This window comes from Wolbachia endosymbiont (group A) of Dendrolimus pini, from assembly GCF_964026835.1.
Classification (GTDB): domain Bacteria; phylum Pseudomonadota; class Alphaproteobacteria; order Rickettsiales; family Anaplasmataceae; genus Wolbachia; species Wolbachia pipientis.
In genome coordinates, this window is record NZ_OZ034702.1 from 235,580 (window position 1) to 253,053 (window position 17,474).

16 protein-coding genes and 1 riboswitch are annotated in these 17,474 nt (G+C 35.7%); of the genes, 13 read left to right on the forward strand and 3 right to left on the reverse strand.

From position 1 onward, the window contains the following. Positions 1-43: 43 nt before the first annotated feature. The 11 genes from pgsA (at position 44) to AAGD66_RS01140 (ending at position 11,854) form a co-directional block, all read left to right on the forward strand. The gene (gene pgsA / locus AAGD66_RS01090; protein WP_012673109.1) at positions 44-586 is read left to right on the forward strand and encodes a CDP-diacylglycerol--glycerol-3-phosphate 3-phosphatidyltransferase; all 543 of its coding nucleotides are present in this window, start codon (positions 44-46) and stop codon (positions 584-586) included. A gap of 111 nt (positions 587-697) precedes the next feature. Then, entirely contained in the window at positions 698-1,639 is a 942-nt protein-coding gene (locus tag AAGD66_RS01095) for a hypothetical protein (protein ID WP_209472809.1), read from the forward strand. A 60-nt stretch (positions 1,640-1,699) separates the two neighbouring features. Continuing rightward, complete coding sequence (locus AAGD66_RS01100; RefSeq protein WP_264724257.1) at positions 1,700-2,407, forward strand: outer membrane protein assembly factor BamD; 708 nt, start codon at positions 1,700-1,702, stop codon at positions 2,405-2,407. A gap of 60 nt (positions 2,408-2,467) precedes the next feature. Continuing rightward, positions 2,468-3,208, forward strand: coding sequence for a YebC/PmpR family DNA-binding transcriptional regulator (locus tag AAGD66_RS01105; protein ID WP_264724227.1), 741 nt, complete (start codon positions 2,468-2,470; stop codon positions 3,206-3,208). Positions 3,209-3,211: 3 nt separating this feature from the next. Then, a complete protein-coding gene (locus tag AAGD66_RS01110) occupies positions 3,212-4,150 on the forward strand; it encodes a M23 family metallopeptidase (protein ID WP_265024355.1) in 939 nt (312 codons plus the stop codon). Positions 4,151-4,157: 7 nt separating this feature from the next. Continuing rightward, positions 4,158-5,069 (forward strand): SPFH domain-containing protein, encoded by a 912-nt coding sequence (locus AAGD66_RS01115; RefSeq protein ID WP_264724256.1) that lies wholly within the window; start codon positions 4,158-4,160, stop codon positions 5,067-5,069. A 76-nt stretch (positions 5,070-5,145) separates the two neighbouring features. Beyond that, positions 5,146-5,248, forward strand: a riboswitch (TPP riboswitch). Beyond that, positions 5,237-5,512 carry a SemiSWEET family sugar transporter gene (locus AAGD66_RS01120; RefSeq protein ID WP_006280002.1) on the forward strand — a complete coding sequence of 92 codons (276 nt, stop codon included), beginning with the start codon at positions 5,237-5,239 and terminating at the stop codon, positions 5,510-5,512. Its footprint overlaps the riboswitch before it by 12 nt. After that, positions 5,493-6,185, forward strand: a complete 693-nt coding sequence (locus tag AAGD66_RS01125; RefSeq protein ID WP_341814482.1) for a thiamine diphosphokinase — start codon at positions 5,493-5,495, stop codon at positions 6,183-6,185. The genes AAGD66_RS01120 and AAGD66_RS01125 overlap by 20 nt, the downstream gene beginning before the upstream one ends. A 1,164-nt stretch (positions 6,186-7,349) precedes the next feature. Beyond that, positions 7,350-8,753: a malonyl-CoA decarboxylase gene (locus tag AAGD66_RS01130; protein ID WP_264339419.1), complete on the forward strand. Its 1,404-nt coding sequence runs from the start codon at positions 7,350-7,352 to the stop codon at positions 8,751-8,753. A gap of 75 nt (positions 8,754-8,828) precedes the next feature. Next, positions 8,829-10,625 carry a translation elongation factor 4 gene (gene lepA / locus AAGD66_RS01135; RefSeq protein ID WP_264724148.1) on the forward strand — a complete coding sequence of 599 codons (1,797 nt, stop codon included), beginning with the start codon at positions 8,829-8,831 and terminating at the stop codon, positions 10,623-10,625. Between the two features lie 854 nt (positions 10,626-11,479). Then, the gene (locus AAGD66_RS01140; protein WP_006279664.1) at positions 11,480-11,854 is read left to right on the forward strand and encodes a TrbC/VirB2 family protein; all 375 of its coding nucleotides are present in this window, start codon (positions 11,480-11,482) and stop codon (positions 11,852-11,854) included. Here AAGD66_RS01140 and AAGD66_RS01145 read toward each other — a convergent pair. Further along, entirely contained in the window at positions 11,830-12,828 is a 999-nt protein-coding gene (locus AAGD66_RS01145) for a pyruvate dehydrogenase complex E1 component subunit beta (RefSeq protein WP_012673123.1), read from the reverse strand. The two genes, AAGD66_RS01140 and AAGD66_RS01145, sit on opposite strands and share 25 nt — an antisense overlap. A gap of 240 nt (positions 12,829-13,068) precedes the next feature. Continuing rightward, positions 13,069-14,166 carry an ATP-binding protein gene (locus tag AAGD66_RS01150; protein ID WP_341814483.1) on the reverse strand — a complete coding sequence of 366 codons (1,098 nt, stop codon included), beginning with the start codon at positions 14,164-14,166 and terminating at the stop codon, positions 13,069-13,071. 719 nt (positions 14,167-14,885) lie between these two features. Here AAGD66_RS01150 and AAGD66_RS01155 point away from each other — a divergent pair. Together AAGD66_RS01155 and AAGD66_RS01160 are read left to right on the forward strand one after the other, a co-directional pair. Further along, complete coding sequence (locus tag AAGD66_RS01155; protein WP_038198831.1) at positions 14,886-15,152, forward strand: hypothetical protein; 267 nt, start codon at positions 14,886-14,888, stop codon at positions 15,150-15,152. Positions 15,153-15,359: 207 nt separating this feature from the next. Further along, positions 15,360-16,565, forward strand: coding sequence for an MFS transporter (locus tag AAGD66_RS01160; protein ID WP_244663081.1), 1,206 nt, complete (start codon positions 15,360-15,362; stop codon positions 16,563-16,565). A 471-nt stretch (positions 16,566-17,036) separates the two neighbouring features. Here the strand turns inward: AAGD66_RS01160 and AAGD66_RS01170 are convergent, their stop codons facing one another. Further along, positions 17,037-17,447 (reverse strand): nucleoside deaminase, encoded by a 411-nt coding sequence (locus tag AAGD66_RS01170; RefSeq protein WP_264724247.1) that lies wholly within the window; start codon positions 17,445-17,447, stop codon positions 17,037-17,039. Between the last annotated feature and the right edge of the window lie 27 nt (positions 17,448-17,474).

A 17,474-nucleotide genomic window follows, 5' to 3' on the forward strand; every position in this document is an offset into this window, starting at 1 on the left:
TGTACTTCTGTATAAGTTTACCTACTACGTAGAATGGTATTACATGCTTAAGAAAAACGTGCCTAATTTGCTTACAATTTCTCGTGCGCTTGCAGTACCAGCAATAATATTAAGTTTTTATATAGAAAATAAATATGCAGGCCTGATAACAATATCAATCTTTGTATTTGCGTGCATTACGGATTTTTTTGATGGTTACTTGGCGCGTGCGTGGAAAGTCCAATCAAAATTTGGCAAGCTATTTGATCCAATTGCTGATAAATTAATAGTGGTTTCAACGATAATTATGCTAGTTTATAAGCAGAAGATAAATGATTTTACAATAGTACCATCGATTATCATCATCTGTAGGGAGATATTAGTCTCGGGTTTGCGGGAGTTTTTGATAGCTACAAATGTTAGTCTACCTGTAAGCAAAGCTGGAAAAATTAAAACATTTCTACAGATGGTTGCTGTAGTAGCGCTAATAATGAACGATTATTATATGATTCAATATACAGGTGCGATTTGTTTATGGGTTGCAGCTATTATAACTATGTGGTCAGGCTATAATTATATCCTAGCCGGCATCAAACAGATTGATTAAATCTTCTAGGAAATAGTTAATAGACAAGAGTAGTTAATATCTTAGTGATATTGACTCAGAAAGCAAAAAGGTGTATAATTATATTAACTTACAACTAATTAGGTTAATATTATGAAAATACCTAGTGGCAAATTTTCTTCTACTAAAAAGGTTCCAGGAAAGAATAAGAAAAAAAGAGATTTTGAACCATTAGAAGAGTTTTTTTGGGATTTTTGGCCAACAGTTGATAAAGAAGTCAAAAGAGAAAGGCTAGAACAAGAACTATTAGCACTAAAAAAAAGAGAGCTATATAGAAAATGTGCATCATTGGCAACAATGGTCCCATTTACATTGCTGATGGCGATTGAACTGGAAAAAACATATAGCGATCAGGTATTACTTGGCGTGATAAGTGGCGCGCTAAGCCACACTATATTACCTTTTACAGTCTTATCTCTTATTTGTACGCTATATTTAATTTACAATAATAGGAAGATAGCACAAAAAGAACGAGAGTTGGAGATTATTGAAAATGGAGAGGAAGTAAAGGAAAAAGAGCACAATATTTCTGATATAGGTCAGTGTTTGATCTATATTGAGGCTATAACAACTGCACTGGTTATTGTAGGTATGATAATGGGTGAAACATCTTCACTTGAAGCAGCAGAGGATGCAATTTTATTTCTTGCCAATGCAATTGCTTTTCTTGCAACTCTTGTTTCTTATATTGATAAGCATGAAAAAAATAAGAAAAAGGAAACAGAAAAGTCTGATCTTGATGAGAAATCTAGCAAGAAAACTAGCAATATATCTGTAGCCGGATTGGCGCTTGCTGGTTCTTCTGTATTTTTAATAAGAAGGATAATGTTAATAGCATTAGCATCGTCCTTAAATCCTGCTGTTGGACCTACTTTAGGCTTGGTAGGTATTGCAATTTTTATGGCTGTACAGGTCTTAACTATACATTCCTACAGTAAGACGCTGAAAGATCCAAAAGTGGAAGGACGAGGTGAATCAAGAAATGCAGGTAGTTCTGACCGTAGTTATAAAGAAGAAGGACCGGCTGTTGCCTAAGAAATTTATTTATTTAAGTAATATTTAGGTCTATACTTTATTTTGATCGAAAAAAATCTTATGTATAAGACTTTAATCACGTGCTTTATTTTCCTAATTTGCTCCTTTACACAATCGTATGCGGATGATCTTGAAAAAACTGAAACTGAACTATATGAAGAAGCAGTTGAACTTTTTGACCAGAAAAAATATAAACAAGCTATTAGGGCATTTCATAAGATAGAGGATTTGTATCCTTTTTCTTATTGGGCAATGAAAGCAAAATTATTATCTGGGGTCTCTCACTATAATATGGGTAACTATAGCAGTGCTGCAAGTGATATGGCTGATTATATATATGTTTATTCAAATGGTGAAGATTTACCATATGTATACTACTTAAGAGTATTATCTTATTACATGCAAATTAATAAAGTGCAACTTGGACAGCAAACTGCATATAAAACTTTAGAGCTAGCCACTGAGTACATTAATCTCTTTCCAGGCAGCGAATATGTAGACGAGATGAAGGAAAAAGCAAAGCTGATCACAGAGCATATATCAACAAAAGAGTACTCTATCGGTAAATTTTACCTGAGGCGTGGTGAATATTTAGCAGCAATTAAGCGTTTCCAGAATATGGCAAGCTATAAAGATTCTAAATATTTTTCTAAGTCTATTAACTATTTAGTAGCAGCCCATTCAGCTCTTGGCCTTAATTGGGAAGCTGAGCAGTATGAAAGTATGTTATTAGCAGAAAACCTGCAAGATGCCAAGCCAGAGGCTTGAAAATTTGCTTTAGCTTTTTCTATGCTTTGATATATAATTTAGGTTTTTAACTATTTGAATATGGCTGGTCATTCACAATTTTCAAATATAAAACACCGGAAAGGTGCTCAGGATGCAAAGCGCTCTCAAAAATTTACGAAGCTGATTAGAGAAATAACAGTTGCTGCAAAGCAAGGGTTACCCGATCCCGAACTCAACCCGCGCCTTCGCTCTGCTATATTTGCTGCACGCAAGGAAAATCTACCAAAAGATAAAATAGAAACAGCAATAAAAAATGCAACTGGTAACGTTGCTGGAGAAAATTACGAAGAAATCCAATATGAAGGTCATGGGCCTTCTGGCACTGCACTCATTGTCCATGCCTTGACTAATAACCGCAACCGTACTGCTTCTGAGGTACGTTATATATTTTCTCGCAAGGGTGGAAACTTGGGAGAAACAGGAAGTGTTAGTTACCTTTTTGATCATGTAGGTTTAATTGTCTATAAAGCAGAGGGTGTGAATTTTGATGATTTATTCAGTCATGGAATCGAATTAGAAGTATTGAATATTGAGGAAAATGACAAAGAAGGATTACACGTTATAACTTGTGAAATAAAAGATTTTGGTAAAGTACGCGATGCCTTTTATGCAAAATTCGGAGAACCAGAACTTGCTCGTCTTTCGTGGCAACCAAAGGATCTAGTTGAAATTAGTGATAAAGAGTTGATTGATAAATTATCTGCATTGGTTGAAGAACTAGAAGATAACGACGATGTACAGTATGTGGAAGGTAATTTTACTTTTGTTGATGCTGTTTAAATGATGAAGCTGATTGTATTTATGCTGCTCTTTATCTTACCGTTATATACCGCTGAAACATCAACAGATCTTGCACAGCCATTCCAGCATGGAATCAGAAAAAAAAAAGCTACTTTGACGACAGAAAGTGATAGAAAGTTGTTATTCATATCCAGTACCATAAAACCTTCCTTTTTTGCCACGGAAGGGTTGGCGCCAAATACAGTGGTGAAATTAATCAACATATATAAAGATTTCGGTGTTGATTTTAAAAAAGACATTGTGCCGAAGAGTAAATTAGAGGTTCTTTTTGAGAGATTGCCTAATAATCAGAAGACTGAAGAAAAAATTTTATATGCTTCACTGACAATAAACAAGAAAGCTATTAGTTTATATCATTATAAATCGCAAGACGGCAAAGAAAGATATTTTAATAAAGAAGGAATAAGCTTAAAAAATGGCGAAATTTTTGCAAATCCTTTAAATGGAGATTATCGCATATCCTCAAAATTTGGCAATAGAAAGCATCCTGTTCGCGGTAAAATTGCTTTTCACAAAGGAGTGGATTATGCAGCTAAACTTGGCACTCCCATATACGCTGCTGCAGAGGGTGTGATAGAATATATAGGAAAGAATGGTGGCTATGGAAATTACATCAAAATAAAACACAAAAATGAATATTCAACCTGTTACGCGCATATAAGTAGATTTAGTGGCGATATAAAGTTAGGCTCTAAAGTAAAGCAGGGGCAGATCATCGCTTATGTTGGTAGCACTGGTGTTGCAACAGGACCCCATTTACATTACGAAGTTATATATAACGGCAAACACATCGATCCGCTTACGATAGCACATAAAACTGAAGTAAAATTGCCTGATCATGAATTAAGAGAGTTTAAACTATTTGTAAATAAGATAAATAAAACGATCAACAGAGAGGGTTCAAGTGAAAAAGAAGTTTAAAGACAATATGGATAAGAATACGATAAACGATAGAAATTTGAGTCAAATTCGGTTTTTTCCTGCATTAATACTAGCGGTAATACTAATGGCAATACCGTTATCACTACTTGCGATGTATGATACTCTGGCTTTAATACACAATAGCCTGGTTTCAATGGATGGTACTGCTTTAGTATTAATAATCCCATTTGTGATCCTATTCGTGATCCTATTCATAATTTTACCTACAGGGTTTTTTATCAATCATCCTAATGAAGCAAGAGTGATAGAATTTTTTGGTCATTATATTGGAACTTATTTTAAACCAGGAATGTTTATCACAATCCCATTTACAAACAAACATGTCATTTCTCTAAAATTTCAAAATATCAACACAGAAAAAATAAAAGTGAATGATGCAAATGGAAGTCCAATAGAGATTTCTGCAGTAATTGTTTGGAGAGTGAACAGCCCGGCGAAGGCGTATTATAATGTTAACAACTATCACGAATTTGTTTTTGTACAAAGTGACTCGGTAATTAGAGAATTGGCGAGCAATTATCCGTATGACAGCGAGAGCAATGAGGAATCTTTACGTAAAAATTCTGATAAAATTTCAGATGAATTGCGGTCAATGTTACAACAAAGATTAGATATTGCAGGAATTGAGATTACAGAAGCAAGAATATCGCATTTGGCGTATTCGTCCGAGATTGCACAAGCAATGTTAAGGCGTCAACAAGCACATGCTATCACTTCGGCAAGAAGGCATATAGTGCAAAATGCAATAGGAATTGTCGAGGAAGTAATAGCTCATTTTGAAAAAAACAAAAGCTTACAATTAGATGGCAAGCAAAAGGTTCAATTGATAAATAATTTGTTGGTTGCCCTAATCTCTGAGCAAGATGCACAACCGACGATTAGTTTAGATAATAATTAGCATAGAAGCCGATTGGGTTTCATAAATGCAAGTCACTATTAATTTCTTGATTAATAGACTAAATGATGTTATAAATTACACGCATTAGGGGTGCTCTAGAAAAGCTGAGAGTACATAAAGTACAACCCTTTGAACCTGATATTGTTAAAGCAAGCGTAGGAAAATGTATGTATATAAATATTGAAGAATGCTTCGGCTTCATTGCGTTAATTGCATCTCTAATTGGATTATCACCTCAAGTATATAAAGCATATATCACTAAAGTTACTCGTGATGTATCGATGTTAATGTTAGTAAACTATCTTATTTGTTCATTGTCTTGGATTGGCTATGGTCTTTACCAGAGCTCAATTTTTGTGGTGCTTAGCAATATTGCTGGATTAGTGATTAGCATAATATCAATTATTCAAAAATGTTACTACGATGCAAAACCTGCACCATGATCATGTGCTGCACTGCAGTACACAACAACAATATCGTTCTATTGTAGTGCTAAATGGAAAAATACCGAGCTCATCGTTTTTTAAACGAGATATACCTATTATTGCTGTAGATGGAGGAGCAAACAAGCTTCTATCAATTGGCGTAAAACCTGATCTTGTAGTAGGAGATTTGGATAGCGTAAATCTGGATTTAAGTGCTAATTTGAATACGATATATCTACCTGATCAAGATTATTGCGACTTTTCTAAAGCAATGGCTCACTTAAAAACAGTAAAGTTATTGCCATCAATAGTAACGGGTATTACTGGAGGAGCAATTGATCACATACTACAGAATATTAACATTTTTCTAAGTACGGGCAGTATCTTTTACACACCTTCACCTCCCATGGTAGGTTACACTTTACAAAAAGGTATTACCCATTTTTTTTCTTTGCCAAAAAATACTAAAATATCTTTACTTGGTATACCGAGAGCTCAAATATCAACCAAAGGATTAAAATGGGAACTGCACCTTAGTAATCTTGCTTTTCCGGGAAAAAATTCTTGCTTTAATCGAAGTTTAGGCAATAAGGTATCCGTAGAAGTACACAGTGGTATATGTCTAGCAATGATTTATTTAGAGACAGTAGATGATGCTGCAAGACATCATGTGCGTCAAGTTAAGAAGTAAATAGACTTCTTGCATAACCCAAACTAAGTAGAAAAAAGGTATCATCCAAGTAGCTGACACTGGTTCCTTTATGACGTGTCATTCCAGTTTCAGCTACTTGAATGACAGCAGTCCTACGTCATACCGCCGCGGTATCTCTTAGCCGCTAACAAGCAGCGGGATGACGAATTGCTTAACCGTCATACCGCCACGAACCGTCATACCGCCGCGGCGCTAACAAGAGATCCCGCTAACACGTAGCGGGATGACGAGCTTATCGTCACGCCGCCGCGAACCGTCATACCGCGATTCATTCGCGGTATCTCTAGATCCCGCTAACAAGCAGCGGGATGACGAATTACTTAACCATCATTACACCGTCATACCGCGATTTATTCGCGGTATCTCAAAGCATAGATCCCGCTAACAAGTAGCGGGATGACGATTGTCGTTTAGCTATAAACATTAAGAAATTTACTAAATGAAAAAAAAGGCAAAAGAAGCCCTGAGGTTATTATCCGCTTTAAAATATTGGCGTTTTTTATGTTTTAAACGCTTGACAAGCGAGATTCAGCCGCTTTTAATTGCAACTAACCTACGCTGCAAATGTTTAAGAAATTTACTAAGCAGAAAAAAAGACAAAGAATCCCCGAGTTAGCTAGTCTTTTACTATCTCTGTCGAGTATTGGCATTTTTTGATGTCTTGTAACGCTTTATAAGCGCGTTCAGCTTATTTAGATAAAAATCTAGATGTAGATGAAGTTTTGTAAAGACATACAGTATCTATATACTGCAAAAAATTGAACATAAGACGCCGATACATTAAGTAATCCTTACCTTTTAATCTGCAGATTGGCGAAAGCAAATACAATAGCTTCAGTTTCATGATAAGTGGGCTGGCGGAGTTTGTCAAGAAAGTTTTTGTTTCTACTGAATGACAGTTGTGGCTTGGGAGGTAGTGCAAGAAGTCTATTGTATTACTGAATTATTAATAATCTAGTAATAGTGCCTGCTATGTAGCTAAAATTTTCCTTTAACTTAAGCTATATGTAGCTAAAATAACTTGGGTTTACCGACGATTTGACAAACGACAAATTCGTCATCCCGCTGATTGTTAGCGGGATCTAGAGATATCGCAGCGGTATGACCCTGACTTGCATTAGCCATGTATAATAAAGGGAATCTATGACAAAAGAATCATTGGTAAAAACTGATATAGTGAAAGTTGAAGACAAAAAAGCGGTAAGAAGCTTTTTTAAAATACTAGGTGGAGTGGCAGATGCTGTAAGATCGTGGATTGGTAACATCAGTCCTGATTTAAGCAACAGTCGCGATATCGATAGTTTAGTCTTGAAGATGAATGAGTGCTTAAACCCAAAGGGAGGGGAGGTTTCAGCACGTAAGAACGCTGTATCTCTTGGTAACCTGTACTTGAGCTTATCAGAGAAAGGTAAAATAAAATTTCTACAAACCCTGGCAGAAAAATTTAATCCGAATAAAGCGGAAATAGATGAGAAAATTAGAGAGTATAAGAAAAACCAAGATCCCGAGTTAAACTATAAATTTGAACAGGATTTAATAAAAATTCTTGAATCACCGCGTTCTAAAATATTAAAGCAATTTATTTCTTTACCAGAAGGCCTTAAGTTTATTGTTGATATGCGTTCTGATGTGCTTAAGCTAAAAAACCAACATAGAAGCTTGAATCCACTAGAGAACGAATTAAAAAATATACTCTATACTTGGGTTGATGTTGATCTACTTGATCTTCGTCAAATCACCTGGGATTCACCTGCATCATTGTTAGAAAAACTTATAAAATATGAGGCTGTGCATAAAATTTCCTCTTGGGGCGACCTAAAAAACAGACTAGATTCTGATCGTCTCTGTTTTGCTTTTTTTCATTACAAGATACCAAACGAACCTCTAATTTTTGTAGAGGTTGCATTGGTGGATAAGATTGCAGATAGCATTCAACACCTTTTAGATGAGTCAGTACCTTCAAATGATCCGAGTAATGCAAGCACTGCTATATTCTATTCAATATCAAATACTCAAGCAGGGTTATCTGGAATCAGCCTTGGTAATTTTTTGATCAAAAGGGTTGTAGAAAAGCTATCACAGGAGTTTAAAAGTATAAAAACATATGCAACTCTTTCTCCAATACCTGGCTTTACGAAATGGCTAAAAAACAATCTAAACCAAGATGTCACTTTATTGGGCAAACTAAATATAAAACAATCTAGTGCAGAAATTTTAGAAAGTGCAGAGCAATTAAAAACTAATGTTGAATGTACAAATGAAACTAAACAATACATGCTTAAACTATGTGCATATTATTTACTAAAAGTGAATAATAGTAATGGAAATACTTATGACCCGGTGGCGCATTTTCATTTAAGCAATGGCGCATCAATAAAACAATTAAACTGGATGGCGGATACTTCTGAAAAGGGTATTAGTCAGTCAGCCGGGATGATGGTAAATTATCTATATGAGTTGCCTAAAATAGATAATAATCATGAAAACTATATGGTTAATAAAGTGATTTCCTGCTCGAAAAAAGTGTCGTCTATGTTGAAGGAGTAAATAGTCTCTTAATAAAGGATTGCCCTCACAACACTTAAAATGTAAAATGGTTCTACTTAAGTAAAATAGCCATAAATGAACAACATAAGAAATTTTGCAATAATAGCGCATATAGACCACGGTAAGTCAACGCTTGCTGACCGTTTAATAGAGGAATGTAACGGCCTTGAAGCAAGAGAAATGATCAATCAAATACTCGATTCAATGGATATAGAACGCGAACGTGGGATTACAATTAAGGCACAGACGGTAAAACTCAATTATACGGCAAACGACGGTAATCAATATTGCCTAAATCTCATGGACACCCCAGGTCACGTTGACTTTTCTTACGAGGTAAGCCGAAGCTTAGCCGCATGTGAAGGTTCACTTTTAGTGGTAGATAGTAGCCAGGGCGTTGAAGCACAAACCCTTGCAAATGTATATAAAGCTATTGACAACAACCATGAAATAATAGTTGTGCTCAATAAAGTTGATCTTCCTGCTGCAGATCCAGAAAAGGTAAAACTCCAGGTTGAGGAAATAATCGGTATTGATGCAAGTGAGTCAGTTTTAATATCAGCAAAAACTGGACTTGGAATAAAAGATGTACTGGAAGCAATAGTAGCAAAACTTCCAGCTCCTCAAGGTGATGTAAATGCTCCATTGCAAGCAATTTTGGTTGATAGTTGGTATGACACTTACTTAGGAGTAGTAATTTTAGTGCGAGTTAAAAATGGAGTGCTAAAAAAAGGCATGAGAATTGTTATGATGTCTAATAATGCTACATACCAGATAGATAATATCGGTATTTTCACCCCTAAAAAAGTGATGACGGGTGAACTTTCAGCGGGTGAAGTTGGTTTTATAACTGCTTCAATGAAGGAAGTAGCAGACTGCAAGGTAGGAGACACTATCACTGAGGAAAAGAGACCTTGTAGTGAAGCACTTCCTGGATTTAAAGAAGTTCATCCTGTGGTATTTTGTAGCATTTTTCCTCATAAAACGGATGATTTTAAATATCTAAGAGAAGCTCTAGAAAAGTTACATTTAAATGATGCAAGTTTTACCTTCGAAGCTGAAACTTCAAATGCACTAGGCTATGGATTTCGTTGTGGTTTTTTGGGAATGTTGCATCTTGAAGTTATTCAAGAAAGGCTCGAGAGAGAATTTGATTTAGACCTAACAGCAACTGCACCGAGTGTTATATATAGGGTTACAACACGAAGTGGTGAAGTTTTGAATATTCATAACCCAAGTGATATGCCAGATCCAACGAAAATTGAAATTGTGGAAGAACCATGGATTACCGCAACCATAATGGTCCCTGACCAATACTTGGGAGAGATTCTATCTCTATGTGAAGAAAGGAGGGGAGAACAGGAGGATTTATCTTACATTGGTAACACAACAACAGCATTGTTAAGATATAAATTACCACTGTCTGAAGTTGTTTTTGACTTTTATGATCGATTAAAATCAATTTCCAAAGGATATGCAAGTTTGGATTGGGAAATTTCCAGCTATCTGGTAAGCCAAATAGATAAATTAAGCTTTTTAATTAATGGAGAGCCCGTAGATGCACTGGCTTGTATCGTTCACAAAAGTAGGGCAGAAAAAAGAGGGCGTGAAATATGCGCACGCTTGAAGGATCTAATACCACGTCAGCAATATAAAATCGCGATTCAAGCGGCAGTGGGCGGAAAAATTATTGCCAGAGAAACGATTAACCCATACAGAAAAGATGTAACAGCTAAACTCTATGGTGGAGATGTAACGCGAAGAATGAAACTACTTGAAAAGCAAAAGAAAGGTAAAAAAAGGTTACATTCTATAGGGAACGTAAATATTCCACAGAATGCTTTTATTCAAGCCTTGAAGATAAGTGATTGATCTTAAAAGACTTCTTGTATAGTTTTTGGCAACAACCGTTAGAAACGAAAAAACTTACTTGACAAACTCCGCCAGCCCCCTTATCATGAAAATGAAGCTATTTATTTATCTTCTCTGTACAGATTAAATGACAAAAAAACTCGCGTATCTGGCGTCTCATGTTTAATTTTTTGCACTATGTGCACCTTATGTCTTTATCAAACTTCTACCTACATAAGCTGAAACGCGCTTATAAAGCGTTTAAAACATAAAAAAACGCCAACTTAAAAAATGGATAGTGAATAACTAGCTACCCTAGGGTTTCTTTTGCCTTTTTTTCTGTTTAGTAAATTTCTTAATGTTTCTAATTTAGATTAGTTGCGGTTTAAAAGCAACTGAATCGCGGTTATTAAGCATTTAGAATAAAAAAACGCCATACTTGAAAGTATAATGTAAGTAATTAGCCAACCACGGGGCTTCTTTTGCCTTTTTTTTCATTTGGTAAATTTCTTAATGTTTATGGCTAAACGACAACCGTCATCCCGCTACTTGTTAGCGGCTGAGATACCGCGGCGGTATGACGTAGGACTGCTGTCATCCCAGTGCTTGACACTGGGATCCAGTTGAGCTATTTCAACAAAAATACTGCATTTGAGATGAACGTTCCAGACTTATTTATAAATATAACAATTAAAGTCTGGATTCCAGCGTCAAGCACTGGAATAATATCGTTTACTATGTCTATATTACAATATTTGTGCAGTTGTGTGTCAACTACTTTTGTGGCACCGTTTGTTATTCAATCTTTATGCTAGTTTTACTAAAAATTATAGTATTTTAGGTATAATTGCAATATCTAAATTTAAGGTATAGAGATGAACCCTAGGAAAGTTTTTAATATTCTTTTTATAGTATTATTTATTTCTTTTTCTCATGTTGGGAGTGCTGCCGCTGACACTAATACTGATACAACTGCTCAAGTAATATGTAACATTATTGGCTACGTTTGGGGAATAGGCGGACCGCTTATGACCGTAGTGATAATAGGTGCAGCTTTGCTTGCGATATTTGGTAGAATGCCATGGCCAGCTCTTTTTGCACTCGGTATATTTTGTGCTGTATTTTTCGGTGCTAAAACTATCGTCATAAAAGTAATGGGTGGTATAGGCGGCACTGGAAATACTTCTTTGATGGACCAATGCGGAACAGGAGACACAAAAAAGAACTATTTTTTTCTAAAACAGACCTGATGCACGGCTTCAACTATATCTTCCACTTGCGGTAATGCTTTTTTTTCTAGATTTGCAGCGTAAGGTAAGGGGATGTCCTTGCCAGTTACACGTACAACTGGAGCATCAAGGTAGTCAAATCCTTGTTCCATAACAACGGCTGACAGCTCTGCTCCTATTCCTGCAAATGGCCATCCTTCTTCTACACTAACTAACCTATTAGTCTTCTGAATAGAGTTAATAACAGTTTGAGTGTCAAGTGGTCTTAAGGTTCTGAGGTCAATAACTTCAGCTTCTATACCTTCACTCGAAAGTAAATCTGCTGCATTTAAGGCATCCATTAATTTTAATGAAAAAGCAGTGATAGTTACATCCTTTCCTTCCCGTATAACAGCAGCTTTGCCTATCTCAAGTAGATAATCTTTGTTTGATAGCTCAGAGTCAGAAACTTCATGCTCATGTCCATAAGCTATTTCGTTTTCTAGAAATATTACCGGATTAGGGTCACGAATTGCAGCTTTAAGCAGACCTCTGCAATCTGAGGCAAAATAGGGTGCTATTACTTTTAACCCCGGTATATGCGAATACCAAGCTGCAAAGCATTGAGAATGTTGTGCAGCAACTCTTGCTGCAGCGCCATTTGGTCCACGAAATACTATAGGGCATCCAAGTTGTCCGCCTGACATATAATTTGTTTTTGCTGCGGAATTCACAATTTGGTCAATAGCTTGCATAGAAAAATTAAAAGTCATAAACTCGACTATTGGCTTTAATCCAGCAAATGCCGCTCCAACAGCAAGGCCAGCAAATCCATGTTCGGTAATAGGCGTATCAACTACTCTGTTTTCTCCAAACTCTTTCAGTAATCCTTTCGTTACTTTATAAGCACCATCATACTCTGCAACTTCTTCACCCATGATAAGCACATCAGAGTCGTTTTGCATTTCTTCTCTAATTGCTGTGCATAAAGCTTCTCTTACACTTAAGGTTGCCATTTATAAACTTTTATAGACTTTAACTAAAGTAACTATATCAGAATTACTGGGGGTAAGTAAAGTGTACAAATTAAGTTTTACAAACATCATGACCAACTCATTCCAAAAAAAAATCTTCTCACGCTTGCTGTTTTTTGTTGCTGGAAATGGCTGGATTATTTAAGCTTTTAGTAATGTATGTTGTTAAATTAATAGCAATTTATTTGGAAATAACAGAAAAATTTATGATAGTTTTATACTCTAAATAGAATAAGATACTTCTGTCTGTGTCTCCACGTTTGAAACTAACCTTATTCTATCTCTTTCTTGTTCTGGACTTAACCTGTGAAGCGCGTAACTGAAATCTTCCTCACTCACTATAAGCTGTCTTTGCGCACCAGCGCTAGTTTTTGCTTCATTCACTAATTGCTCTAACTCAGCCCCAGAATAGCCTTCAGTCTTGTCTGCAATGTCTTGGAGGCTTAGCTTTTCATCAGTTTTTGTACCTCGCATATAAAGTGCCAATATCTTTTGTCTCACCTCTATATTTGGATTAGGGACATAAACCTTCTGACCTAAACGTCCAGGTCTAATAAGTGCTGGATCTATACCACCGATAAGGTTAGTTGCACCAATTACTATTATATCTTTTCTGCTCTTAAATCCATCTATTTCAGTTAACAACTGTGTTAAACTCTCTCGACAATGGTAAGCTGAGTTATTAGCGGTACTTCTTTTTTGAGCAACTGCATCTATTTCATCTATAAAGACTATACAAGGAGAATATTTTTTTGCTATTTTAAAAAGCTCGCGTACAGCATGTGCACCATGACCAATATATACTCCAATAAGTTCAGGACCTGAGATGCTTATGAAATTCATATTTGATTCACCTGCAATTGCACGAGCGATAAGTGTTTTACCATTTCCAGGAGGGCCATATAATATGTAACCTCTTAGTGAATTAATACTTTTATTTCCAAACAGCTTGCGCATTTCTTCTGTCATTTGGTCACAGCAAATCATCTGCAACCGTTGTTTTAAGGAGTCATCAATTATAGCATCAGCAAATGTTATTCTTTTATCATCTGAATTAGCTAATTCTATCGATATAGGCAGCTCTACTTCCTTTAGTTTGCTGAATACTTGATCATATACAAACCAAACAATAAAAAGGAGAACGACAAGTAACACACAAGGCATAGCTTCACTAACATAATGTGCAGCTAACTCATACCCTTTACTAAGCAACATTGTATGCATATAGGCAAACAAAAAAGCGATAGAGACAATAGTTGCCACGCATAGTAAACAGATTGAAATTCTTTTTAGTAATTCTGAAATTTCAATTTTTTTCATCTTAATACCTTATACCAATTTTAAACTAAGAATAATTTTATCTAGCTTACCTATTTTAGCTTGATTAGAGCGTTCAGAAAAATTATCAAGTACGTACTTTAATTTATTAAATACTAAAAACAATATATCACCATATTGTCACATACATCTTTAAAGTTTACCAAATTCATTTTCAAAAAACAAGATTTTATTATTAACCCGAATTCTGGATTAGATTTTAGGTAAATTATTGAAAGTCTTGAATTTTACTAAATTAGTAACTAGTCTTAAAATGCTTACTGCTTTATCGTAAATGCTAAAACAATAAGCTATTGATATTCTTGTTTTTTTTAATCTCCAATCCAGAATTCGGGTTAAAAACGCTAACTTGTATCTTCAAGAAGTAAGACATAATAGCTCTAAAATGTCTTGCAAGGAAAGGTAAAGCTGAATGCTAACTTATGCCAGAAAGATACCGTCTTGTTTGCCTTTTTGAGTAGTATCATCTTATTTTTCCTGTAAATTTTGTTTATAACGCCTAAGATTTACGATATTTTAATCCCGGTAGAATATCTTATAAAATCAGATTATATGTTATACCTATGGAAATAGATAACTTTCAGCAATATTACAACCAAGAAGAAATGAAGACAGTAACATTAGCTCAAATTTATAAAGACTTGGTAATAAAGATATTCGATATAGCCACAAGCAAAATGTAAGCTACTATTAATGGTATTATGGAAATAGCACCAACGATACCACCTACTATACCTACTACCAGAGGTGACGGAGTAGTAAGGCTTAATATAATAAGTGGGAGAGATATAATTGATAGTATTATAGAAATTACACCTACTGTTTTCAGAAGAGATAGAAATCCTTTTGAATCTAAATGTTCTTTAATTCCCTTAAATAATATAAAGAAAATGCTTATACACATTATAGCACAAAGTATTACTGCTGCTATTTTTATTATAGCTGCTGCTATAAGTGCTGCTAAATAAGCTATATTCATTATAACTTTACCACTAAACTTAATAACACTGCAATTATCACACACCATAATAAAAAAGTCAACTCCATATGTTTAGGTTGTAAAATCCCAAAAAGCAGCCAGAATAGAATAAGCAAACATTTACGAATTGAATTTAGTGCAAACAAGGGTGTTGATATCAACCATACTCTGCAGAATCGCAATATGGTATGACTACATGCTTTTTATTGATTTGATTAACATAATCAGCAGAGAGTTTTGTTTTGCAAAAGATGTCTACAGTAACATACTGCAATTATTTGGAATTGTAGGGCTAGGTGCAATTGTAAGGCCACTTGGTGCATTCATATTTGGTCACGTTGGTGACAGGTATGGAAGGAGGATAGCATTAATAATTACTATCTTGCTAATATCGATACCATCAAGTCTCATTGCATTTATTCCAAGTCACAATCAAGTAGGTATAATTTCTACTATATTGCTTCTTGCAATCCATATAACACAAGGAATTGCACTTGGTGGTGAACAAGGAAGTTCTGTTTATCTTATAGAGCATTTATCCAGTAGGAAAGAGAACTTAGGGATGTATTTTGGAATGATGGGTTTTGGTCGCTCCATTGGCGTCTTGCTTTCTGCGGTGATAGTGATTATCTGCAAAAAAACTACTGATTTTTGTACCTGGGGTTGGAGATTGCCATTTATTTTCTCAGCTATTTTAGGATTAATTAGCGCGTATAGCATATACACATTGGGAGAAACTCCAGCATATGAAAAAAATCGAAAACAAAGAAATTTACCTGATTTGCCAATAATAGAGCTTATAAAACGCCACAAGAGAGCTCTTATACTTGCTATTTTAATATCTGTACCTGTTAATGTTGCTGTTGGATTTACCATATTTCTTCGAACTCTCGCAAAGGAAATAGCATCAGTGGATGTTTATGTAACAACATATATCAACGAAATTGTATTGATTATAACCAGTGTATTAATGCCGATATCTTCAATAGCGTTTGGAATGTTGGCTGATAAAGTTGGAAAAGAGCGCACTGCAATCTTATTTATAGCAATTACAATGGCACTGTGTTGTCCTGCGTTATCTATTGCATATTACTATAAAAATTATCTTGTGATTGCGTTGAGCGTAATGGTTCTCTCTATAATAGAAAGGGGTATAGTTCCCATAGGAATAGTTGCATCTGAACTCTTTCCTACCAATGTTAGATTTAGTGGTGTGAGCTTATCACGCAATATCTCTTATGCGTTACATGGAGGATTTACTCCTATGGTTTGTATTTGGTTGACTGTAACATTTCCTCAAACAAACCTTGCTGCTGGGCTTTATATAGTCTTCTGCTTGTTGATCAGTGTGGTAGCAATATTGCAAATAAAACCGCAAGATAAGAAATTTGATTGGTCTTAGTTTTCTCCTATGTGATTTGATAGACCGGGAAAGGGTTTCATCTAAGTAGCTGACACCCTGACAACCGTCATCCCGCTGCTTGTTAGCGGGATCTAGAGATACCGTGACGGTATGACGTAGGACTGCTGTCATTCCAGTCTGGAATCCAGAGAAAAGGATGATGTCATCCCAGTGTCCCTGTAATGTCATTCCAGTGCTTGACACTGGAATCCAGCCTTTATTATGCAGCCACTTGGTTAAAATTAAGTCTTCTGGATCCAAGTAGTCAGGGCACTGGGATGACAAAGGAGGGCAGTGTCAGCTACTCGGATGACACCCTGCTGGTGGACAATGTTTGTATAGTTGTGCGTCACGCGCTGGAATGACGAATTACTTAACCGCCATACCGTCACGGTATCTCCTAGCATAGATCCCGCTAACAAGTAGCGGGATGACGATTTTGTATCGGAAAACAAGTAGCATGACGATTTATCAAATGTTCCTTAGTTTCTCAAAAAAATCCTTTAACAAAAAAGAGCATTCTGTTTCTAATATCCCACCATAAACTTCAGGTATATGGCTGCAAAATTGAAATATCTTAGCACCATTTTCAATTCCTCCACCTTTTGGATTATAAGCTCCAAAGTACAATCGTTTAATTCTGGCAAAGGAAATAGCTTGAGCACACATCGGACATGGTTCTAATGTTACGTACATATCAGCATCACAAAGCGTGGGAGTTGAAAATGCTTGTCTGATCGCTAACATCTCTGCATGTGCAGTTGGATCGCTGGATATATTGTGTGCAGAAGAAATGATATTGTCTCCACTAACCATTACAGCACCTATTGGCACCTCACCATTTTTCTGAGCAAGTTTGGCTTGCTCTATGGCAAGCTCCATATATTGATACTTGAACACTTTCCTTTG